The sequence below is a fragment of the Paenibacillus sp. 102 genome, assembly GCF_039549175.1.
GTDB lineage: Bacteria > Bacillota > Bacilli > Bacillales > Bacillaceae_G > Bacillus_A.
Genome location: NZ_JBCGHT010000006.1, coordinates 182,135 through 205,283, shown reverse-complemented (window position 1 = coordinate 205,283; position 23,149 = coordinate 182,135). Strand labels below are relative to the sequence as shown.

Genomic DNA, 23,149 nt, shown 5'->3' with positions numbered 1-23,149 from the left:
TTTTATTTTTGTATCTACGACTGACATGTTGGAAAAGCAAAATCGATTTATATATAAAGAGGAGAGAAAACAATGCTTGAAAATACGGGTTTAGTATTAGAAGGCGGCGGTATGCGCGGCGTATATACGGGTGGAATACTAGAATACTTTATGGAACAGGATTTATATTTTCCATATATTATCGGTGTTTCAGCGGGAGCGTGTCATGCGGCGTCGTATCTTTCAAGGCAAAAAAATCGAAATAAAACAGTAAATATTGATTATGTAACACATCCGAGATATTTATCTTACAAAAATCTATGGAAAAAACGTCAGCTATTTGATATGGACTTTATTTTTCGTGAAATTCCAGAAAAGCATGTGCCATTTGATTTTGACACATATTTTAATAGTACAGAACGCTTTCTTGTAGGAACGACAGATTGTGAAACTGGAGCGCCGATGTATTTTGAAAAAGAAGGCACAAATGAAGATGCTTTGATGTTATTACAAGCTTCTAGTTCATTGCCATTTATCGCACCGGTTGTCAATTTCCGTGGTAAACGATTATTGGATGGTGGAATTTCGGATCCAATTCCTGTTCGGAAAGCACAGCAAGATGGATATGAGAAATCGGTTGTTATTTTAACGCGAAACCATGGATATGCTAAGAAAAAATCAAAATTTGGATGGATTGCAGCGAAGGCTTATAAAAAATATCCTCATCTTGTCAATACGATGCTTTCTCGTTATGAAACATATAATGAGACACTTCACTATATTGAAAAAGAAGAGTTGGCTGGTAATCTATTCGTGATTCGTCCAGAAGTACCATTGCAAGTAGATCGAATGGAAAAAGACCAAAAAAAACTGCAAAATTTATATGATCAAGGATATAAAGATGCAGCGAGACAGTTTGCGGATTTACAGGCGTTTTTACAAAGTTGATAGATGAAAAGTTCTTTAAGTTTTTTGATTCCGTATAATAAATGAGAAAGGCCTTGGCTCACAATTCTGTGAACCAAGGCCTTTTTATTAATGCGGTAAGAAAATCAACTGATAAGCGAACAAAATACCAAATAAGTATACAAGTGGATGAACAGCACGGAATTGTCCTTTTGCCATTTTCATAAGTGGATATGAAATGAATCCAAGTGCAATACCTGTTGCAATGCTTGATGTAAGTGGCATGCTTAAGATTACTAAGAATGCAGGGAATGCTTCGTCGAATGTATCCCAATCAATGTGACGTACTGAGCCCATCATAAGGCTACCAACGATAATTAATGACGGTGCTGTAATAGCTGAAACACCGGAAACAGAGCTGACTAGAGGACCGAAGAATGCAGCAACTGCAAATAGTGCAGCAACTGTAATTGTTGTTAAACCAGTACGACCACCAGCTGCAACACCAGCAGATGATTCAATGTAAGCTGTTGATGGTGTTGTTCCGAACATAGATCCGATTGTTGCTGAGAAAGAATCAGATAGAAGTGCTCGTCCCGACTTCGGTAGTTTCCCGTCCTTCATAAATCCACCTTGCTGAGCAACACCAAGTAGTGTGCCAGTTGTATCGAATAGTGTAACAAGGAAGAAGGAGAATACAACGCCGTATAATCCGTAATTAATAACATCGGAAACAGCAGTAATTGGATTTGAAACGATAATTCCTTCTGGTAATCCAGGCATTGATGTAATGCCGTTTGAGAAAGTTAATTGTCCTGTGAAATAAGCGATAATACCTGTTAGCAACATTCCTATGAATAATGCACCATTTATATTTAAGGACATAAGAACAAGGGTAATTCCAAGACCAGCTAATGCTAATAAAACAGGAGGGGAATGAAGATCCCCAAGCCCAACTAAGTTTGAGTCATGTTTTGTAACAATTCCAGTTAAACGTAAACCGATAAAAGCGATAAATAAGCCAATCCCAGCAGTAATTGCGTGTTTTAAGTTTTCAGGAATTACTTCCATTAACTTTGTACGGAAAGATGTGAATGATAATAAAATTAAAATCATTCCTGCTACAAATACAGCAGAGAATGCAATTGTAAATGTCATGCCTTCATGCGCTTTTACAACAGAGTAAGAGAAATAAGCATTAAGTCCCATACCCGGTGCGATTGCAATTGGTAAGTTTGTAAAGATTGCCATAAATAATGTTCCGACAACAGCTGCAATAATTGTCGCTGTAAATGCTTGTTCAAATGGAACACCTGCATCACCAAGGATGATAGGGTTTACGACAATAATATATGCCATTGTTAAAAAGGTAATGATACCTGCCATAATTTCAGTTTTAATAGAAGTTTTATGTTTTGAAAGGTTAAACATATAAACATCCTTTCTTTTCACGAATAATTGTCACAACAGTTATATATAATATTCGTTTTTTATCTGTATTGCAAGAGTTTTGCATAAAAAGTTTATAACAATTCATATTTTATGTCTTAATTTCGAATATTAATCGTAAGATTGCTTCTATATTTCGGCTTTTCACGTATAAGTACTTTTCATTATTGTGTACATCATAAGAAAGAGAAATGAGAAGGAGCTGAAAGATACATGACAGAACAAAAAAAGTTTTTAACGTTGCCACCGCAACACCAAAATAAACAACCAGGAATAGAATCGATGATGGACCCTCTTCCGAAGTACGAGGACCCTAATTACCGTGGTAGTGAAAAATTAAAAGGGAAAAATGTACTTATTACAGGAGGAGATAGTGGAATTGGAAGGGCAGTTGCCATTGCTTTTGCTAAAGAGGGCGCACATATTGCTATTGCTTATTTAGATGAGCATGCAGATGCAAATGAGACGACAAGACTTGTGGAAAAACAAGGTGTAAAATGCATATTATTTCCAGGTGATTTAAGTAGCGAACAACATTGTCAGAACATTGTAAAGGAAGCGGCTTTGCAGCTAGGTGGTCTGAATATTGTTGTAAATAATGTTGCGCAGCAATATCCACAGCAAAGTTTGGAATATATTACAGCGCAGCAACTTGAAAAAACATTTCGCGTTAATATTTTTTCTTATTTTCACGTTACAAAAGCCGCTCTCGCACATTTAAAAGAGGGCGATGTAATCATAAATACAGCTTCTATTGTAGCGTATGAAGGAAATGAGCAACTCATTGATTATTCTGCAACAAAAGGAGCGATTGTTGCTTTTACGCGTTCGCTCGCAAAGTCTTTAGTTCAAAAAGGGATTCGCGTAAATGGAGTTGCGCCAGGTCCGATTTGGACACCACTTATTCCAGCAAGTTTCGATAAGAAAAAGGTAGCTGAATTTGGAAGTAATGTTCCCATGAAGAGACCTGGTCAACCATACGAATTAGCACCTGCATATGTATATTTAGCTTCAGGAGATTCAACATACGTATCAGGACAGATTCTTCATGTAAATGGTGGTGTGATTGTGAATGGATAAAAGAAGGGGAATGAAGCTTGTATTTTCGTTCATAAGAAAGGAACTCATAGCAAAAGCTAATTATACCATTTTGCATTATGGTCAATTTTAATGGGGATGCTTGGGGGGATATGAATGAAAAAAGTATGTTTAGTTGTAATAATCTTTTTCTGTCTACCAATCAGTACTTTTGCAAGTAGCGATCATTTGATACTAATTAACCTTACGACAAATCAATTATCTTTTTTTGAAAATGGAAACTATGTAAGAACGTTTCCTGTTACAACGGGAAAACGTCAAACACCAACTCCTGAAGGCACATTTTGTATCATTAATAAATATAAAAACAAAGAATATCACCGTAAGAAGATCCCGGGTGGTGCACTGAATAACCCGCTTGGAACAAGGTGGCTCGGTTTAAATGAAAAAGAATATGCAATTCATGGTACAAATCGAGAAGGAACCATTGGAGGAAGGGAATCAAATGGTTGTATTCGCATGCATGATCGCGATATACAATGGTTATATGACAGGGTATCGTTACAAACAAAGGTAATTATTTCTCAGTTTTATACATCTCCAGAATATGCAGCCCATAAGCTTGGATATCGTGTTACAAGCTGGAATGGACGAATAATAGAAGAAGAACAAATTGGAATAGTAACACTTGTGGATCGCATGAATATATTTTGGCAGGAACCTAATGGTCAATTTACGAAAGTAAAAATGGTATTGCCAAATGAACGTTATGCTGTTTATTCAAAGGGGCAAAATGGCAGCTATTATATAGGTAATAATTTGTATATTATGGATGAAACAGGTGAGAAAATTCGTTATGAGCAAGTGCCTTATTCCGTTTTAAGTAATATTTATAAACGGAAATATAATGTACCGTAAAAGCTATCGTAAATAGACGATAGCTTGTTTATTATAAATAAAAGTCGAAAAAACCTTTCTTTTTAGATGGAAGAGAGGATCCGTCCATGCGTAGAAGCGGTCAGGACCTTATTTCGCCCCCTGCCATGTTAAACAAAGAGAGCGAATGAGTGGAAATCTCCATTTGTTTTCATAGCCGCGATGTATATGATGGAAATATAGCAAAGTGTAAATTAGCCTGCCCAATCGCAACTATTTTGTTCTTGTGAATATAATACAGTACAGATTGGGGGGCGGGCACATTATGAGAAAAGGGAATAGCCAATTTGCATTTAAAATCTTTTTGTTAACGAATTGCTTATTTATTATTTATTTGTATGTTTCATTTATGTTTAGTCTTTACATTCCCTATATTGATTTATTACTTTTCGTTGGCTTTATTTGGTCCTTTGTTGAAGCGAGAGACGGAGAAGATGGGATGTATCGCAGGATAACGCTGTTTGGAACAGTTTTTATATTGATTGTTTATATGACGATAATGCATGATGCATGGAAATATGGGTTTGTTATGATGTAGAAGCATATCTTTAACAGTATGCTTCTATGTCTTTAAGTATTGGCTGGGAAGCGATTGTTCCATGATTTGTACAAGTTATGGCCTACAATACATACTGAGGAAGAGAAAGACCCCCCATCTCCAAGGAAGATGGGAGGGAGGTATTAATATTTCGGTCTAAACGTTTGGCAACATGTTTCAACGCTTGTTGTCGCAGAGCTTTCAAGTGTTTCGCCTGTTAAGGCTGAGTTTGTATAAGAATCATTGCCTGCTTGATTCGTGTTTTGATCATCAGGCTGAACAAAGATCGCACTTGCTTGACAAAAGTTACCTTGTCCCCAAAATGAACAATTGGAAACAGAGCATCGTACCTCTGGCATAAAAACCCCTCCTTATACATTAGTGTGGGATTTTACACAGCTTTCATGTATAGAGGAAGTTTCCTTTTCTTGTTACTTTTTGTTTTCCTCAAACCATTTTTCAAACGTTTCTTTTGGCTCTTCGCCATGAATACGACTTACTTCTTTACCATCTTTAAAATGAATAATCGTCGGTGTTCCTTCAATTTTATATTCATCCCAAGTTGGGTTATCATTTAAAATATCAATGACTTTCATATCAATATTCATATCTTTTGCCATTGGAACAACGATAGGTGAGACTTTTTCACAGTGTACACAACCTGTTTGATAAAAATAGATAATCTGTTCTTTTTTCTCTTCGTTATTCTTACGGATATCAGAAGAAGAAATTTTATTTGAATAGTAATTTTTTTCATTCTTGGCGGCGTTTTTTGCTTCATTTTTACTTTCCATTTGTGTCACAGCGAAAATAGCTGCAAATAAAACGATAATGATACCGCCAAATATAAGCATTTTTTTCATTATTTCATCTCCCTATTTGTTTTTAATTACAATAAAGCTACAAATTGCAATCGTGATAAATCCGATCAGTGCTAAAAACGGAATTGTGACGAATCCAAACCAGTTAATATATTGTCCCGTACAAGGCACACGTCCGCAAGCAGCTCCTGCTTCTGAGAATGCAGAAATTTTTTGAATTGCATAATGATAGAGCGAAATACAGGCACCGATACTTGCAATTGGTAAGGAATATGTAGCAATGCGGTAGTCTTTTTTTACAACTGCGATGCCAAGCCATAAAACAAATGGGTACATAAAAATGCGTTGATACCAACAAAGTACACAAGGCTCAAACTTCATGATTTCAGAAAAATATAGGCTTCCGAGTGTAGCGATAAAAGAAGCCCCCCAAGCAGCAAACAATGCATATTCTTGTTTTGTTTCACGTGTCATGTTTTTTACCTCTCTTATAATAGTTACATACTAAATTATAGTATGAAGAGGACAAGAAAATAAAGAGAAAAAATTTTTAGTAAGAAAAGTTTTATAAGTGGAAAAGTTGGAAATGAAAAAAACAAGGTTTATAAACCTTGTTTTTAGGAGCGATTCACGGCTTTTGTCACATTGAAAAAGTTTTGGATGGCTTCTTTATTTTTTTTAGGCTGAATTTGTAATACGGAACCAGCATGTTTGGTAAGAGTAGATTCGTATTCGTTATCAATGGGAATTCGCATTGTTTCTATTTTTGTAACGGGTTGTTGACGGAATATACTATTGCTAAGTGACAATAGCGTTGGTATATCTAAATTTGTTTTTATATATGGAGAAATTTTATGTGCCATTATTGGTAAATCGAGTATATCGTCTATAGAATGAATTTTATCAGTAAATGAATGTTTTAAAGCTTGCAGCACTTCTTGTTGCCGTTTTACACGACCAAAATCACTTTCAGTATCATGACGAAAACGGGCATATTTTAATAAATCTTTTCCATGAAGAGCTTGTATTCCTGGCTTTAAATGTAGTCCCATATCATCGATTATTGTTTGTGTAACATTGACCGCAATCCCTTCAGGTGCAACCGTATCCACGATTTTCACAAATGCATCAAAATCAATCGTAACGTAATGAGAAACGTCGATTCCGAAATTACGTTGAATCGTCTTTCGTAATAATTCAGGGCCACCATAGTAATAGGCAGCGTTGATTTTATTATATTTTTTATCATAAGAAGGAATTTCTACATAACTATCTCGCATGATCGAAGCAAGTTTTGCGGTATTTTCTTTTTTATTATACTGGGCAATCATAATTGTATCAGCACGAGCTTGTTGTTCGCCTCGTGAATCGCTACCGATAATTAGGATATTCCATATGTCTTTTTCCTGTTTTACTCCGTGAAATGAATGAGGGTTATTCGCTTTTTCACAACCGATAAGTAGTATAATCATACAGAGAAATACGTACAAGGATTTATGCAAAGGATCACGTCCGTCCACTATTGATATATGTATTATGAACAGGTGTATGGAAAAATATTCAAAAAACGCTATTCTCGGGGGAGAGAATAGCGCTTCATTTACATTTGCATTTGGTCTATTTCTTCTATATGTGACTTTTGTGAGGCATGGTCGATATATTGAAATAGAAGTTGTAGCTGTTTGTCTACTTCTGGTAGTTCTTTTGCATATTGGTAAGCATGTAAAAAATGCTCGATTCGTTTAGAAAATAGTTGGTCATCAGTTTGTACCATTAAAACAAGCAACTTATCCCAATTACAACAATATGTGTAATAGAGAGCTTTATCGTAGTCGTTATATGTGTGCATTGTGTACCCTCCTTACTGAGGAGTTATATATAGTGTACACCAAGAGAGAAGAAAAACACTTGAAAGAATTTGTTAAGGAAAATGTTATGTAAAAAATAAAAAACGAGGAAATTCCTCGTTTTTACGCGTTTGGCATTGGGGTAGGCGTTGGTTTTGCGTAGCCCTCTTTATATTTATTATCAATGTAGTTTCGAATTTCAAGAGTGGATTTTCCTTTTTGCTGCATCGATGCAGATTCGACCGCAATTTCTAAACAATTTACACAGGTCGTTGCGTGAGAATCCCAAACAACTTCTCCACTTGGTTTAATTTCTTGGATAAAACAGTTTTTATTGTTTTTATGTCCCACACTTTCTCCGCATCCACAGTAACAAGGTATCCAATTTAATAATTCGGCATTTTTTCCTGCAACTGCATAGATATCCTTCATTTGTGGATCTAGTTTGTCCAAAAATGTTGGGAGTGTGTCAATTCCTTTTGTCGTTTCTTGGATATCACCTTGCTGAGCATGGGAAGCGTGCTCTTCTTTAGCTTCTTTAGGTTCAGAAGATTGTTTCTTGTCCGCTGCACCACAACTAGAAAGTATGAGACTGCTTATTACAAGTAGAGAGAATAGATACTTTTTCATCTGCATTTCCCCTTTGCTTTTGTGTTAGTAAAATTGTACCAAACTCTCTACTGCTTTCCTATGGAGAAGTTTTGTTTTGTTTATTTTTCAAGCGCCAACGAATGGAATGCCATAGAAAAAGAAGGGGGATATAGACATATACAATGTACATACCCGTCTGGGATAAAACTGTATTTAATGTGTTGATACTTTCTCGGTTTGTAAAAAATAAGGAAGCGATGTATATGACAAGAATAAAAAAAGGAAGTGTGATATTAAATGGGATACGGAATGAACGCTTCATAGACTGACAAGAGGACCATATTGTTAAACAGAGATTTGGTAAAATGATAAGAAACCATACAAAAATAATAATATATTCAAACCGCTGAATAAAAGGGATTTTAATAATTTTTAACATCGTTAACGTAGGCCAAATTGTATGTTTTAATAGTCCTTCACTATAGTACATAAAAGAGATAAGTGCTAAAAGTACATAAAGAATGGTTGTAAAAGCAGCGCCACCATGTGCCCATCTTTTTAAAGATTTTCCTTTTTCAATAAGTGGATAAAAGAAAAGGAGCGCTTCAAATCCTAGAAATTCTAACACAGAGTCTTTCGCTGATTTTGCAATATCTAAAGGTGAATGAGTAAGAATCGGTAGAATATTACGGAAATGTGCGTATTTCATTGGAAAAACTAAAAAGAACAATACGAAAATAGGTAGTACAATTCCCCAGAAACACATTCCTGTTACAGAACGAAACCCACCTTTGATAATATAGTAAGTGACTAATAAAAAGATTAAAGTTAGTTTCCATAATTTAATGGTCGGGAATACCCAAACTTGAATTACTTCGATATATGTACGAAGGACAGTAAGACAAAATAATAAAAAATAGATCGTAACAAGCAAAGAAAATAAGGAACCGATCCATTTTCCAAAGCATGTTGTATGAATATTGATGAGGTCGTTATCTTTTTCCAACATTTTTAGCATACAAAACAATACAAGGTGAGTTGCAATTCCCGCAAAGATAAGGGAAATCCAAGCGTCATAACCGGCACTTTTTGTAATAATGCGTTGATAACCTAAAATTCCGACTCCAATTTGAAGAGAGTGAATTAAAAAAAATACTAAGTAAGGGGAAACGGTTAGTTCTTTACTGGTTGTATCCATCTTATCACCTCACTATTCTCCGATACCAGATTGTACAACGTTAACATCAGCTTCAATATTAATATCTATAGATGGATACATTGCTTGAATTTGTTGTATGCTCCATTTTCTTGACCGACTTCTAATTTGGTCACGTATTCCTAAAGGGTCTATTTTTTTTTGTTGAAATTGTTGTATCAATTTTTGAGACTGGTTTTTAATATTTTGCTCTACTTGATTTTTTACAGAGTGTATATTTCCCCTTTTTGATAAATCAAGCCAACTAGGGGAGCTTTTTATTAATCCGTTTAATTTTAAACGGATGGTTACTTTAGGCGTAGCGCCTGTTTGATCAACATGATAGACACTTTTTCCGGATAAATTTTGTGCTACGACAAGACCTTTATGATTATCTTTTTTTATTTGTGCTTCATAACGACCATTTTTAGTCGGATTAAGGAACAATTTTACTAAAAAAGAGTCTTTTTTATCGGTATACATCACCACTTTATCATCTTTTAAAAAAGCAAGACCTTTTACAGAAACTGCGCGATCCTTATCGATTTGAATGTAAGGAAGAAATGGATCGCATACAAATGAATAATAATCATATAAAAAAATATTCAGAGCTGTCCGAGGAATATTTTCATTCATTATATTTTGTTCAAGTAAGTCAGATAGATACAATGAACCGTTTGATGTGACATGTTTTAGAAGTTCTTCAACTGAACCATCTACAAGTGCTAATTGTACATCTCGCCCAATATTAGGATCGCGTTGTAAATTATTGATGATTTCATCAATTCCATATGAACCCATAGATTTTCCAAATAACACGACACGCATTTGCCCTAAAACAACATTGTGAGGTGATTTTGCATTTAAACGAGAAGCAATCGTTTCAAGAGATCTTGCAGTGGTTGACTGAGTTTTTGGTTTTGTTTTTACACCAAGCGTGTAGTCAGGATATAAGATTGTACCTTGAAATTTTTTATCTTTTGTTATATCAAATCCAGCTATGTGAATGATTCTTTGCGTATCTATTATATTTGTTTGCGTACAAGCGGTTTGGAAGCATAACAGCACTGTTATGAATAAAATTAGAATGTTTCTCATTTTTCTCCACCATCACGTTTTCTTTTTGCTTGGCTTGGGCTATAGCGCCAATTTGATTTGGGGCGCAAAAAAGAAGGGCGTTGAGCTGTTTGACTAAACGGCCAGCGAATGAAACCTTCTGCTGAACCGAAACCACGAAATGGATATAAGGGTAATAAGTAAGGTGATCCAAGTGATTTTAAATGCAGTAAATGTGCCAATATAAAAACAAATCCTACAATAAGACCAAGTCCTCCGAAGGCCCCTGCTAAAAGGATGAGTGGGAATCGGAGTAAACGAATGGTAGTAGACATTTTCACAGTTGGTGTTGTGAAAGAAGCAAGTGCGGATAAAGCCACAGCGATTAACAGGATTGTACTTGTTAAAGCTGCTTCAACAGAAGCTTGTCCGATTACAATTCCACCAACGATACCGATTGTTTGCCCAACTTTTGTAGGTAAGCGGGCGCCGGCTTCGCGCAATAACTCAATTGTAATTTCTAAAAAAAGTGCTTCTAGGATTGGGGGAAAGGGTACATTGGCTCTAGAAAAAATAATGGGTCCTAGCAAATCTGCCGGAATCATTTGATAATGAAATGTTAATATAGCTGTATAGATTGCTGAGGAAAATAGAGAAAATATAGCTCCAAAAAAGCGAATCAATCTAAAGGCCGAGCCGATCATCCACGGCAAATAGTAATCCTCTGGTGAAATGAAAAAATCTAATAGTGTTGTCGGTCCAGCTAATGCATAGGGAGAATTGTCTGTTAAAATTAACACTTCACCATTGATTAAAGCAAATACAGCTCGATCAAGTCTCTCTGTTGGTAAGAGTAACGGAAAAGGTGAGTTACTATTATCACTAATAAATTGTTCAATCATTGTTGCATCAAAGGGGACGTCGAAATCAATGTCCTCTAGACGTTGTGTCGCAGTGTTAACGTGTTGCTCATTCGTAATTCCGTCTATATAGGCCACTACAACTTTTGTTTTGGATATAGAACCAACAACAATTTCTTTAAAAATTAATTGCTCTGTTACAATAGCGCGGCGTAATAAATGTAGATTCGTATCAATGTTTTCCACAAAACCAATTTTTGGCCCAATCACACTATACTCATTTTCTGTATCATTATATAAACGCTTACCAAGGACGGTACTTTCTGCTCGAACTAGAGCATATTGTGCAGACTGTGATATATTTTGTAGTTTAACGAGCACATAACCACCCAATAACTTTTCACGAATATCGTCAATGGAAGGTGAGATAACAATGTCTTCAATGGAGACGATGTTAGTTAAGTCAGCGATGTCTTGAATGTGTTCTAATTGCTTTTTGATAGGTGTTAAAATAAATTGTTTGATTATGAGCGCTTCTACGACGGATTTAAAATAAAATAGGCATAGTGTACCATCATCTGTTATGTTATGAGAAACAAAATCGACAGATTTTTTCATCGTACGGACGAATTCTGGAATGGAACATTTCTGTTTTTTGTCTTTTGCTTTAGTGTTTTTTCGTGGTAAGCCAAACATATTTTTCACTTCTTTCCCTTATATGGAATGCTCTTGTTAGTTTTGGGGGAAGACGAAATTTTATACAGGAAACATAAAAAAGCTGTCCAAAAGTTAGACAGTGTGTGCCTTTTGAACAGCTTTTTGATATTTGTTTATAAAAGTTAATATATAATTTTTTCTTCATATTTCTTGAGAAAGGGCAAGCAGTTGCTCTCGCCCTCTAGAAATATGCGGATGAAATTGGATTGTTGCACTTTCCCGCGTTCTTTTCACATCTTGAATCGCGTGCTGTAGTAAAGAATCAAGATGTGAATGAGATGGTTGTATTTCTTTTGCAATGGCAGTTCCGGCAACAGTTCCTTGTGCCATGGCGACCTTCGCGCTTTCAATGCCTGTAATATTTCCAGCGACATATAGGCCAGGAAGCGGTGTAGCCATTGTTTCATTATGAAGCGGAACATGCCCGCCAAGTTCTTCGATGTAATGAAAAGGGCATCCAGCGACAGCTGCTAATTCTGCTAGTGGATAAAGACCTCCGGCAATACAGACAAAATCAACAGTACGTATTTCTTCAGTTCCAGGAATGATATCTCCATCTGATGTAATCGTTGCGATTTTCACAGCTTCAACTTGCTTGTCGCCAATAATTTCAACAGCGGCTTTTCGTAAGTGAAGCGGTACATTCCAAATTTTCATTCCTTGCTTTGGATAAAATTGAATGGCTAATTTTCGCATTGCATGCTGTTTCATAAAGCGGCTCCCGATTTTTAATAAAGGGGAGGGAGCGATATGAGCAACGTGAAGTAGAGAATTCAAAACATGAAGCGGTTGTGCACTTTGCTTCGTTACTGTATGTTTTGGTGGTAAAATGATGCTCTCGATTTCTAGTCCAGCAAGCTGTAATTCATGCATAATCGCAAATGATAATATATTTGCCCCAATAATCATTCCTCTATTACCGACTTTGACGCGGTGTACATTTGTCATAACTTGTGCAGCCCCAATGGACATAACGCCGGGTAAAGTCCATCCAGGAAGCGGAGTTGGGAACTCAGCTGCTCCTGTTGCAAGGAGAACATGTTTTGTTTGAAAGACACCGATATTCGTATGAACAGCCCATTCATTTTCAACTTTTTCTAAATCATGTACAGTCACACCACATTCAATAGGGAGTGCTAAGTCTTGCAACTGTTTTTGTAGTTTCTTTGTTTCTTCTATACCATTCCACCATGTGCCATTTGGTTCTTGATGAAGTTGCCCAAGAAGGCGACCTCCAGGTTTTATAAATTCATCAAAAACCCTAACTGATAGTCCATATGTCTTGCAGGCAATAGCTGCACATAATCCAGCAGGACCAGCGCCGATAATGATAACATCATTCATATATGATCCTCCTTTTTTAAAGGAGTGGGTTGCTGCAGGCCGCTTTGTACTACCATTTGATCTTCAACTACAGTCATGCATGCACGCACATTTTGCTTGCCATTTATTGTGACGCGGCATTCAAAGCAATGGCCAATATTACAATAAATAGAGCGCGGTGCTCCTGTTTCTTCATGAACACGAAAAGTTCGAATGTTATTGGCGAATAGAGAAGCAGCGACGGTTTCGCCAGCTATTCCTTCACACTTCGTTCCGTTAAATGTAAAAGAGACGGTTTTGCTGTCTGATAGATCCCCAAGAATTGGGTGATGAATGATGCGATTACTCATGTTCTATCACCTAACAAGTCAAAGGTAATGGGACGAACGGGTGGTTGATGTTTTAATGGCTGATGGTTCTGCTCTCGTGATGATATAAAATTTTCTAGTGCGCACCTGCATGTTCGGCCTCCGCAAAACCCCATGCCTGCCCGGGTACGTAGTTTCAATTCTCGTGTAGAGCAATTATATGTGTTCGCTGTATGAAGCAGTTCTTTGTATGTTACTTCTTCACAACGACAAATGACAAAATCGTTTGCAATGTTCATGACAAAGCCCCCTTGTTAGATTGGTTGGTTGCTAATTTATATGCAAAATACATGCCAATCTATATATCCATTTTGATTTGTAGGTATATAAGTCGCTGCTATGAAAATAAAAGGGACTTTTCACTTGTTTTCTCCTTTTGTTTTTACTTGGCATGGAGCAGGAAGAGAGTCTGACCGCTTCTATGCGTGACCGGATGCTCTCTTTTCACCCAAAAGGAAAGGTTTTATGTTGTTTTTTCCATTTGTATTTATATAGATAAGGATTAAAATGGAATGCTTAATTTTTTCATACGATTATATAATGTTGCCCGTGTAATCCCAAGCCGTTTAGCGCAAGCGAGTTTATTGCCGCTTTCTAATTCGAGTGCATGTTGAATGATATTTCGTTCGTATTTGTTTAAAGCATCATCAAGTAATTCGCCTTCCGTTATATCTACTCTAAGAGGAACAGGCGGTTGTTCTTTTTGTGTTGTTGTAGAGAAGGGAAGGTCTTCTCGTTTTATGATTCCATCTGTCGCAAAAACAACGATTCGTTCAATGGCATTACGTAGTTCGCGGATGTTTCCAGGCCATTTATGCTCAAGCAATTCATACATAACGTCTTGCGGTATACTTTGAATGGGACGGTTATATTGAATTGAAAACTCATATAGGAAAGAGTGGATTAACTCCACAATATCTTCTTTTCTATTACGAAGTGGCGGCACATCAATACTTACAACGTTTAAACGATAAAATAAGTCCTCTCGAAATTTTCCTTTCGTGATTTGTTCTTTTAAGTTTCGGTTCGTAGCAGCAATAATATGAAAATCGGCATGTAATTCTTTTATGCCACCTACGCGGTAAAATGTTTTATCTTGCAAGACGCGAAGCAATTTCACTTGCATTTCCATTGGCATTTCACCAATTTCATCTAAAAATAATGTTCCTCCTTTTGCTAATTCAATTTTTCCTTTTTTTCCTTTCTGATCAGCCCCAGAAAAGGCTCCTTTTTCATAGCCAAAAAGTTCACTTTCAAATAATGATTCAGGAATTGCGCCGCAGTTAATAGAAATAAACGGTGCTTGTTCATTTTCACGCGCTTCATGAATCGCTTTTGCAAATAGCTCTTTTCCGACGCCGCTTTCACCTAAAATGAGCACAGTTGATTTTGTTGTACATATCTTTTTCGCAGTTTCAATTGTTTGATGCAGTACGGGGCTTTTTCCTTTAATCGCATGAAAAGGATCAACCGGTGGTGTTAATTTAGCAACTTGTTTTTCTAATTGATGCATTTTGGTCGAAACAGAGAATAGTTCCTGATTAAGCCGAACTTGGCTCGTAATGTCTGTTTCAGATACAACAGCTCCAATAATTTTATTGCGTAAGTAAATGGGATTGGAGTTAATGAGTACAATTAAATCTTCTCTCGGTTGATGTTGGTGTTTATGTAGTGAGCGACCTTCTTGTAGTGTTTTTAATATTTCTAGCATGTCTTCATGAAAAAATGATGTAATTGGTTTTCCTAAAATTTCTTGTCGTCTGACGGAAAAGATTGCTTCTGCGCCGTTTGTCCATACATTGACATTTTCCTTCTCGTCAATGACAGTTACGGACGCGTCTGTCGTTTTGATAACGGTTTCAAAATAAGCTTGTAAATATTCATAAGATTGAAAGATTGTTTCAGCAAGCATAGCAGCTGTAATAAAACCAATTGGCTTATGAGACGCATTTGTAAAAACAACGGCATGATAGTTTTTTAGTTTCTTTAATATATGTGAAATAGAAGAATAGTAGGAAGTTGTATAGCAAGGCTGATAGGTGCCGTCAGCAGTAAGCATATATATATCATTGCTTCTTTTGATTAGAACGGTTGTATTCTTATGGCTTGTATCACTTTTTTGGTGACATTCTTCTAGCGATGAAAAGAAGAGAAAATCTTTATGTATAAGTTGCTCTATAGAAGGGAGTTCGATTGTCATACTAAAGCCTCCTTATTGGATTGACTGTAAGTTTTTTATACACTATTTCATTATTTTTACACATTATTAAAGTGAATGTAAAATGTTTTTCGGAAAAGTTAGATAACTGTTTTTGTATAGCCATTTGAGGACAATGATTTAGGCATCTTCAAAAGTAAAGAGATGAAGTGAGGGACAGAAAATTTTTGCTAATAATCGTTTTTTATTAAGTTGGCATTTTAATTGCAAGTAAAAGAATATGTGAGCATAAAAAGGTGATAGATGCTATAAGTTTCACTTTATAAATAGAAAAGAGGGGGAATTATGACAAAGCATTGTGATGTTCTTATCATAGGCGGAGGCATTATTGGAAGTGCAATTGCTTATTATGTTTCAAAATGGGGGAGAGAAGTGACGTTATTAGAAAGGGGAGAATTAGCGAGTGGTACATCATCGCGATGTGATGGGAACATTTTAGCGATTGATAAAGATCCTGGATTTGATAGTCAAATGTCTCTCGAAAGCCAAAAACTTGTTGATCAATTAGCGAAAGAATTGCGACACTCTTTTGAATACCGCGCACCAGGAAGTATTTTGGTATGTGAAAGTGAAGAGGAAATGATCGCTGCAGAGAAATGGGTAAAGCGGCAAAAAGATGTAGGTTTACCATTTCGAATGTTAGACAGGCAAGATATTCGGCAGGAGTCACCGTATTTTGCAGATGATTTATTAGGTGGATTAGAATGTGCAACGGATTCGACTGTTAATCCGTATTTATTATCGTTTTCTTTGCTAGATGAAGCGAAAAGGCAAGGAACAGATGTGTACCTTCATACAGAAGTAAGCAGTATTCGAAAAGATATAACAGGTGTGTTTGTTGTTGAAACAAATAAGGGGACATTTACAGCGAATAAGGTCGTAAATGCAGCGGGAGTATGGTCGCCTGTTATTAGTGAGATGTTAGATGTGAAAATTCCAATTCAGCCGAGAAAAGGTCATATTATCGTGGCTTCAAGACAAGAACCAGTTGGGATGAGAAAAGTAATGGAGTTTGGTTATTTAATTAGCAAGTTTGGCGGCACACGTCATGTGGATGAAGAAACAGAGAAGTACGGAGTTGCTCTCGTATTTGAACCGACAGAAAGTCAAAATTTCTTAATCGGAAGTAGCCGGCAGTTCGTTGGTTTTCAAACGAAGGTCGATACAAGTGTTATAAAGTGTATTGCAAAGCGAGCGATTCGCTTTTATCCGAAAATGGCGGATATGTTGCTTATTCGAACGTATGCAGGATTGCGTCCATGGACGGCAGACCATTTGCCAATTATTTCTCATGTCGAAGAAGTGCCAGGTTTTTATATTGCAGCTGGTCATGAAGGGGATGGAATTAGTTTGGCAGCTATTACAGGAAAGCTTATTGCGGAAATGATTGAGGGGCAAAAGACAACCGTACCGATTGAATTACTAAGCCACAATCGCTTTCAAGAAAGGGTGGAACGCGTGTGAAGGTAAAAAAAGTGTTTACGACAATTGATACACACACGGGAGGGAATCCAACAAGGACAGTCATAAATGGTCTTCCAAAGCTAGAAGGGAATACGATGTCAGAAAAGATGTTATTTATGAAAGAAAAGTATGATTGGATTCGTACATTTCTTATGTTTGAGCCACGCGGGCATGATGTAATGTCAGGAGCATTATTAACAGATCCATGTGACCCAGAAGCTGATATGGGTGTTATTTATATAGAAACAGGCGGGTATTTACCAATGTGTGGTCACGATACAATTGGTGTTTGTACCGCTTTAATTGAAACAGGTATGGTTGAGGTGAAAGAACCGTATACCTATATTAAATTAGATACACCAGCAGGGCTTGTCGCAACAAAAGTGTATGTGGAAAATGGGAAAGCAAAAGAAGTGACATTTTGTAACGTGCCTGCTTTTTTATTAAAGTCTGTAGAAGTACATATAGAAAATATAGGGAATGTACAATGTGATATTGCCTATGGCGGTAATTTTTATGCAATTACAGATGCGAGAAAGCTAGGTGTGCAACTAACCACAGATAACTCTACAGAGATTATAGAAACGGCGATTCGGATTCGAGATGCTATTAATGCAGCTGTGCCCATCTCGCATCCGGAATTTTCTTTTATCGAAGGTGTGACACATGTCGAATTTTTTTGCGATCCAACGGACGAGCGAGCTGATGTGAAAAATACAGTAATTGTACCACCGGGTGGGATTGATCGTTCGCCGTGCGGTACAGGAACATCAGCTAAACTTGCTACATTATACGCTCATCAGAAGATTGATAGGGAAGAGTTATTTGTACATGAAAGTATTGTGGGTTCGCTATTTAAAGGGAAAATCGTTAGAACGACTCATGTAGGGGAAATTGAAGCTGTAATTACAGAAATTACTGGATCAGCATGGATGATGGGGATGCACCAATTTTTATATCATGAGGAAGACATTTTGAAAGATGGATTTATTCTTATTCCACCGATGGAAGGGCATTGATGTAACCATATTTAAACTAGCTAAATAACAGGAGAAATGGAAGACGGGGGAGATTGAATGAAGTTCGCAAAAGCAATTACAACAGTTGATGCACATATGGCTGGGGAGCCACTACGCCTCATTATGAACGGTGTACCTCTATTACAGGGAAATACTTTGCAGGAAAAACAAAATGAACTAGTTGAAAACTATCAAGCATTTCGAAGAATTCTTATGCAAGAGCCACGTGGTCATGCAGCGATGAACGGCTGTATGATTGTACCACCTTGTTCAAAAAAAGCAGATTTTGCAGCGTTGTTTATGGATGCGAATGAATTTACCTCTAGTATAGAAGAGTTTGTGATGATAGCTACTGTTGTTATGGTGGAAATGGGAAATGTGAAAATAAAAAATGATGTAGTAGCGGTGGAAACAATTGATGGGATATTTTCTGTGAAAATCTGTATAGAAGATGGAGAGATACACGCTGTTTCATTACAGAAAGATTGTAAATACGAACTTCAACATCATGCTTCTCAATCGGTCGTTTCATTTGGGGCAAATGAATACTACGTAATCAGTCATACAAAGCATATTGGTGTCAAACTAGCTATGGATGATTTAATAGAATTAAAGAACTGGGCGCATAGGGCAAGAACGTCATTATCATCTGAATGTAGTAGCATTTTAATAGATGCGGCGCAGATTGAGGAAAAACGCTTCAAAACGATGTTGCAGAAGAGGAATGGGATTGTAAGCCGTTCGCCATATGTTAGAGCAACATGTGCGTGTTTCGCACTTTTTAGAGAGGAAGGTATGTTACAAGAAGGGGAGATTTTGCAGCATGAAAGTATTACTGGCGGAACGTATGAAGCAAAGTTGATGAAATGTACACAAAATGCCATGACCGTACAAATTACAGGAAGGGTCTTTATTACGGGAATGCATCAATTTTTATTAGATCCATCTGATCCGCTGGCGGATGGTTTTATTATAGTGGGTTCATAAAGAAAAGGAAGAGTTGCTGTCTCTTCCTTTTCTTTATGTTAGCTTGTCTTTTTTTGTTTGACAGATTGTATTAACTTCATCATTTCAGCTCTTATATCTTCTTTCTTTACATTTAATTTCTCGGCGATTTGTTTGACATGCATCCCATCTTTTTTCATTTGTAATACATCATTAAACGGTGTATTACTTTTTTGTGCAATGATAGTTAAAACTGCGAGGTGATGCAAGTGAATATGGTTATCTTCCATTGTTTTCTTCATTTGTTCTGGAGTCGATTTTTGCATTTTAGCTATTTTTTGTAGTAATGCTGCTTTCATCTCTTTACTCATATGATGTTTATGCATTTTCTTTGGATCCACGCCAAAATGTTTCGCTGTTTCTTTCCAAGATTTATTTTGTTTATAGTACGATAAAACGTCATTGATATCTTTTTTACTTATGTTTGCAATGTGTGCAGCTTTCCAAATTTCATGTTTTTTGTAACCTTGTTTTTCTAATGACTGGATTTGTTCTTCTGAAATTATTTTATGGTGATGTAGCGCGACTTCTTTTGGTGTAGCGGCAGAAGCAGGGAAGACTGCTATTCCACATAAAAGCCCTGTTGTTAAGATACTTGCTATTACTTTTTTGTACATATAGATTCCTCCTAATTAAATGAAATGGAAAACTTTACACATAGGATGTCCCTAAGTTGTGGAGAAGTTGTGAAGAACTTATGAACATTGCAAGTTTTTCTGCAATATAACAAAAAAGTTTTTTTGTTAGTTTCACAACATAAAACATTGATTAATGGTAGAAAACTGCGTTATAATCGAAATTGAAAATCAATATCAATAATAAGCGTATACATATAATAGATGAAAATAAGGGAGAGAAACATATGACTACATATACTTCCATTGCAAATATCATTAAAGAAAGACGTTCCATTCGTACATTTACAGATAAAGCAGTAGAAAAAGAATTATTAATTGAATTATTAAATGATGCAACGTGGGCACCAAACCATCAGCATCGTGAGCCATGGAAATGTAAATTGTTTATTGGAGAAGGCCGTAAAACGTTAGTAGATGCTGTATTAAATTCCTTCACAGAAGAAGAAAGAGCAAAACGAGGTAAAATTTTATCAGATCGTTTTTTAAGTACACCAGCTCAAATCGTTGTGTATATGGATGAAGATCCGCGTCAAATACAACGTGATGAAGATTACGCAGCAGTGTGTGCATTTATGCAAAACTTCCAACTACTAGCTTGGGAGCGCGGACTAGGTTGTGTGTGGAAATCAGGCGGACTGAATTATAATCCTTTATTTATAGAAGGACTTGGGTTAACAAAAGGACAACGCATTGTTGGGATCCTTCATATTGGCTATTTTGATAAGAAGCCAGAAGGAAAAACGCGTACACCGATTATGGAGAAGATGGAAGTAATTGAAGGATAATAGATAAAGATGAGAAGCTGGATGCAAATGGTTTGAAATTTGTGTTCGGCTTTTTTTGTGGCTTTTTATAATAGAGAAGCATTGCAAGAAGTATATGTATCGGTGGTGTTAGTGAAATGAATATTTTCCATATAACTATGAAGAAAAACCGACTATCTATTTTTCATCATTTCTCATGAAAGCTTGGTTCCCCTCATACACTGTCTTAAGGGAAAGTGTAAGGAGGGAAAATAATGAGAGCTAGTGATGATAAAGCACTACAATATGCAATTGCCGAAATTACTGAAATTGCAACTGGATTTGGGCTGGATTTTTATCCGATGCGCTATGAAGTATGCCCAGCCGAAATTATTTATACGTTTGGTGCATATGGAATGCCAACACGATTTTCACATTGGAGTTTTGGGAAACAGTTCTTCAAAATGAAACTGCATTACGATTTGGGACTCAGTAAAATATATGAGCTTGTCATCAACTCTGATCCGTGTTATGCGTTTTTACTTGATACAAACGCACTCATTCAAAATAAATTGATTGTTGCACACGTATTAGCACACTGCGATTTCTTTAAAAATAATATCCGCTTCTCAAATACGAAGCGTGATATGGTTGAAAGCATGGCAGCGACAGCAGAACGTATTAAAGCGTATGAACATAAATATGGAAAAGAAGAGGTAGAAACGTTTTTAGATGCTGTTTTGGCTATTCAAGAACACATTGATCCATCGCTTGTGCGGCCGAAACTAGCTTGGAGCATAAATGACTTAGAAGAGGAAGAAGTAGAAAAGAAACGAGTTTCACAGTATGATGATTTGTGGAATTTAGATGATAGAAATAAAAAACGAGAACGACCAAATATGCGGAAGAAAAAGAAAATCCCGCCGCAACCAGAGAAAGATTTACTTCTATTTATTGAAGAATATAGTAGAGAGCTAGATGAGTGGCAACGTGATATTTTAACGATGATGCGAGAAGAAATGTTATATTTCTGGCCGCAACTAGAAACGAAAATCATGAATGAAGGCTGGGCTTCGTACTGGCATCAGCGCATCCTTCGAGAAATGGACTTAACATCTGATGAAGCAATTGAATTTGCCAAGTTAAACGCAGGAGTTGTACAGCCGTCAAAAACAAGCATTAACCCATATTATCTTGGTATCAAGGTCTTTGAAGATATTGAAGAACGCTATAATAATCCGACGGAAGAAATGAAAATGCGCGGTGTAAAACCGGGATCGGGTCGTGAAAAAATCTTTGAAGTGCGGGAAATTGAATGGGACGTATCGTTCCTTAGAAATTACTTAAATAAAGAACTTGTGATGAGGGAAGATATGTACTTATTCCAGCGCCAAGGAAAAGAATATAAAGTAATTGATAAAGAGTGGGAACATGTTCGTGATCAACTTGTAAATATGCGTACAAATGGCGGATTTCCCTATTTAGTAGTGGAAGATGGAGACCATTTAAAGAACGGTGAACTGTATATTAAACATTGTTATGAAGGAATTGAGCTTGATTTAAAATACTTAGAGAAAGTACTGCCGTATATTCATCAGCTATGGGGAAGAACGGTTCATATGGAGTCGGTCGTGGAGAATAAAAATGTTGTCTTTTCTTATGATGGAAAGATGGTACATCGGAAGTATGTGTGAAGCCGCTGGGATCAGCGGCTTTTTTATATTGAGTGTGTTTCAACTGTGTGAACGAGTATAAAGTTTTTATTGTAATATACTTATACAGGTATGTAGTAAATGAAGAGGGGAAAGACTAAACTGAAAATACCCGCGGAGTTTATGGAAAGCCCTCACCAATTAGGCTTTTATAAGCAGTTATTCTCTATCCATCTTCGACCTTACTACCCGTTAATCCAAAAGTATAAAATGATGCTTTACAAAATACCCTAAAGGGTATATGATGATGTTGTAAATTCAAATAAGAATTTTACTACAATATGTGCAGTAGAGATTATTTTTCACATGAAATATATCTAAAGTATCGAGGTGATCATACATTGGAATACAATCAAGATATTAAAAATAGGCTGAAGCGAATTGAAGGACAAATTCGCGGTGTCCTTCGAATGATTGAAGAAGAAAAGGACTGTAAAGAGGTTATTACCCAGTTAACGGCATCACGTTCTGCAATGGATCGCACAATTGGATTGATTGTAGGAACAAACTTGGAAAACTGTTTGCGAGAACAATTTGCAAAAGGTGATACATCCAATGAAGATTTAATTAAAGAGGCTGTACAACTACTCGTAAAAAGTAGATAATCTGTCAAACGAATGCGTTGACAGATTTTTAAAAACATCTTAACATACCTATGCGGGTATATGTATAAGGAGGTGCAGTGTAAACTGCTCAATAATAAGAAAAATTCGAGTATGGTAGTTA

General features: G+C 36.5%; 25 protein-coding genes. 10 read left to right on the top strand and 15 right to left on the bottom strand.

Annotated features, from left to right (window positions below; all coding sequences use genetic code 11):
• Positions 1-72 precede the first annotated feature (72 nt).
• Entirely contained in the window at positions 73-927 is an 855-nt protein-coding gene (locus AAIE21_RS16285) for a patatin-like phospholipase family protein (protein ID WP_343267735.1), read from the top strand.
• Positions 928-1,014: 87 nt separating this feature from the next.
• Here the strand turns inward: AAIE21_RS16285 and AAIE21_RS16280 are convergent, their stop codons facing one another.
• Positions 1,015-2,316 carry an NCS2 family permease gene (locus AAIE21_RS16280; protein ID WP_343267734.1) on the bottom strand — a complete coding sequence of 434 codons (1,302 nt, stop codon included), beginning with the start codon at positions 2,314-2,316 and terminating at the stop codon, positions 1,015-1,017.
• 231 nt (positions 2,317-2,547) lie between these two features.
• On the opposite strand from AAIE21_RS16280, the gene AAIE21_RS16275 reads away from it, so the two are divergent.
• From AAIE21_RS16275 to AAIE21_RS16265, 3 genes are all read left to right on the top strand, one after another.
• Positions 2,548-3,414 (top strand): SDR family oxidoreductase, encoded by an 867-nt coding sequence (locus AAIE21_RS16275; RefSeq protein ID WP_343267733.1) that lies wholly within the window; start codon positions 2,548-2,550, stop codon positions 3,412-3,414.
• A 114-nt stretch (positions 3,415-3,528) separates the two neighbouring features.
• The gene (locus AAIE21_RS16270) at positions 3,529-4,290 is read left to right on the top strand and encodes a L,D-transpeptidase (protein ID WP_343267732.1); all 762 of its coding nucleotides are present in this window, start codon (positions 3,529-3,531) and stop codon (positions 4,288-4,290) included.
• 283 nt (positions 4,291-4,573) lie between these two features.
• Positions 4,574-4,846: a hypothetical protein gene (locus AAIE21_RS16265; protein WP_343267731.1), complete on the top strand. Its 273-nt coding sequence runs from the start codon at positions 4,574-4,576 to the stop codon at positions 4,844-4,846.
• 143 nt (positions 4,847-4,989) lie between these two features.
• Here AAIE21_RS16265 and AAIE21_RS16260 read toward each other — a convergent pair whose 3' ends face one another.
• From AAIE21_RS16260 to AAIE21_RS16200, 13 genes are all read right to left on the bottom strand, one after another.
• A complete protein-coding gene (locus AAIE21_RS16260; protein WP_343267730.1) occupies positions 4,990-5,205 on the bottom strand; it encodes a DUF1540 domain-containing protein in 216 nt (71 codons plus the stop codon).
• Positions 5,206-5,277: 72 nt separating this feature from the next.
• Positions 5,278-5,709: a thioredoxin family protein gene (locus AAIE21_RS16255; RefSeq protein ID WP_343267729.1), complete on the bottom strand. Its 432-nt coding sequence runs from the start codon at positions 5,707-5,709 to the stop codon at positions 5,278-5,280.
• 12 nt (positions 5,710-5,721) lie between these two features.
• Entirely contained in the window at positions 5,722-6,141 is a 420-nt protein-coding gene (locus AAIE21_RS16250) for a disulfide formation protein C (RefSeq protein ID WP_343267728.1), read from the bottom strand.
• 143 nt (positions 6,142-6,284) lie between these two features.
• Entirely contained in the window at positions 6,285-7,139 is an 855-nt protein-coding gene (locus tag AAIE21_RS16245) for an LCP family protein (protein WP_343267727.1), read from the bottom strand.
• A gap of 128 nt (positions 7,140-7,267) precedes the next feature.
• Positions 7,268-7,516 (bottom strand): YhdB family protein, encoded by a 249-nt coding sequence (locus tag AAIE21_RS16240; protein WP_343267726.1) that lies wholly within the window; start codon positions 7,514-7,516, stop codon positions 7,268-7,270.
• Between the two features lie 121 nt (positions 7,517-7,637).
• Positions 7,638-8,144, bottom strand: a complete 507-nt coding sequence (locus AAIE21_RS16235; RefSeq protein WP_343267725.1) for a PCYCGC motif-containing (lipo)protein — start codon at positions 8,142-8,144, stop codon at positions 7,638-7,640.
• Positions 8,145-8,202: 58 nt separating this feature from the next.
• Positions 8,203-9,303: a GerAB/ArcD/ProY family transporter gene (locus tag AAIE21_RS16230; RefSeq protein ID WP_343267724.1), complete on the bottom strand. Its 1,101-nt coding sequence runs from the start codon at positions 9,301-9,303 to the stop codon at positions 8,203-8,205.
• A 12-nt stretch (positions 9,304-9,315) separates the two neighbouring features.
• Entirely contained in the window at positions 9,316-10,398 is a 1,083-nt protein-coding gene (locus AAIE21_RS16225; protein ID WP_343267723.1) for a Ger(x)C family spore germination protein, read from the bottom strand.
• Positions 10,395-11,912, bottom strand: a complete 1,518-nt coding sequence (locus AAIE21_RS16220) for a spore germination protein (protein WP_343267722.1) — start codon at positions 11,910-11,912, stop codon at positions 10,395-10,397. Before AAIE21_RS16220 ends, AAIE21_RS16225 begins: the two co-directional genes overlap by 4 nt.
• A 162-nt stretch (positions 11,913-12,074) precedes the next feature.
• Complete coding sequence (locus AAIE21_RS16215; protein WP_343267721.1) at positions 12,075-13,277, bottom strand: NAD(P)/FAD-dependent oxidoreductase; 1,203 nt, start codon at positions 13,275-13,277, stop codon at positions 12,075-12,077.
• Entirely contained in the window at positions 13,274-13,606 is a 333-nt protein-coding gene (locus AAIE21_RS16210) for a (2Fe-2S)-binding protein (RefSeq protein WP_343267720.1), read from the bottom strand. Before AAIE21_RS16210 ends, AAIE21_RS16215 begins: the two co-directional genes overlap by 4 nt.
• Positions 13,603-13,863 carry a (2Fe-2S)-binding protein gene (locus AAIE21_RS16205; RefSeq protein ID WP_343267719.1) on the bottom strand — a complete coding sequence of 87 codons (261 nt, stop codon included), beginning with the start codon at positions 13,861-13,863 and terminating at the stop codon, positions 13,603-13,605. The genes AAIE21_RS16210 and AAIE21_RS16205 overlap by 4 nt, the downstream gene beginning before the upstream one ends.
• Positions 13,864-14,126: 263 nt before the next feature.
• The gene (locus AAIE21_RS16200; RefSeq protein WP_343267718.1) at positions 14,127-15,824 is read right to left on the bottom strand and encodes a sigma-54 interaction domain-containing protein; all 1,698 of its coding nucleotides are present in this window, start codon (positions 15,822-15,824) and stop codon (positions 14,127-14,129) included.
• A 303-nt stretch (positions 15,825-16,127) separates the two neighbouring features.
• Here AAIE21_RS16200 and AAIE21_RS16195 point away from each other — a divergent pair, with 303 nt between their 5' ends.
• From AAIE21_RS16195 to AAIE21_RS16185, 3 genes are read left to right on the top strand one after another with little or no spacing between them, the layout of a single operon-like run.
• Complete coding sequence (locus AAIE21_RS16195) at positions 16,128-17,306, top strand: NAD(P)/FAD-dependent oxidoreductase (protein WP_343267717.1); 1,179 nt, start codon at positions 16,128-16,130, stop codon at positions 17,304-17,306.
• A complete protein-coding gene (locus AAIE21_RS16190) occupies positions 17,303-18,325 on the top strand; it encodes a proline racemase family protein (protein ID WP_343267716.1) in 1,023 nt (340 codons plus the stop codon). The genes AAIE21_RS16195 and AAIE21_RS16190 overlap by 4 nt, the downstream gene beginning before the upstream one ends.
• Before the next feature lie 57 nt (positions 18,326-18,382).
• Positions 18,383-19,312, top strand: coding sequence for a proline racemase family protein (locus tag AAIE21_RS16185; RefSeq protein ID WP_343267715.1), 930 nt, complete (start codon positions 18,383-18,385; stop codon positions 19,310-19,312).
• A 38-nt stretch (positions 19,313-19,350) separates the two neighbouring features.
• Here AAIE21_RS16185 and AAIE21_RS16180 read toward each other — a convergent pair whose 3' ends face one another.
• Complete coding sequence (locus AAIE21_RS16180; RefSeq protein WP_343267714.1) at positions 19,351-19,947, bottom strand: hypothetical protein; 597 nt, start codon at positions 19,945-19,947, stop codon at positions 19,351-19,353.
• A 245-nt stretch (positions 19,948-20,192) separates the two neighbouring features.
• On the opposite strand from AAIE21_RS16180, the gene AAIE21_RS16175 reads away from it, so the two are divergent.
• The 3 genes from AAIE21_RS16175 (at position 20,193) to AAIE21_RS16165 (ending at position 23,028) form a co-directional block, all read left to right on the top strand.
• Complete coding sequence (locus tag AAIE21_RS16175) at positions 20,193-20,753, top strand: nitroreductase family protein (RefSeq protein WP_343267713.1); 561 nt, start codon at positions 20,193-20,195, stop codon at positions 20,751-20,753.
• Positions 20,754-20,986: 233 nt separating this feature from the next.
• Entirely contained in the window at positions 20,987-22,405 is a 1,419-nt protein-coding gene (gene spoVR, locus AAIE21_RS16170) for a stage V sporulation protein SpoVR (protein ID WP_343267712.1), read from the top strand.
• A gap of 359 nt (positions 22,406-22,764) precedes the next feature.
• The gene (locus tag AAIE21_RS16165) at positions 22,765-23,028 is read left to right on the top strand and encodes a metal-sensitive transcriptional regulator (RefSeq protein ID WP_343267711.1); all 264 of its coding nucleotides are present in this window, start codon (positions 22,765-22,767) and stop codon (positions 23,026-23,028) included.
• Positions 23,029-23,149: the final 121 nt, after the last annotated feature.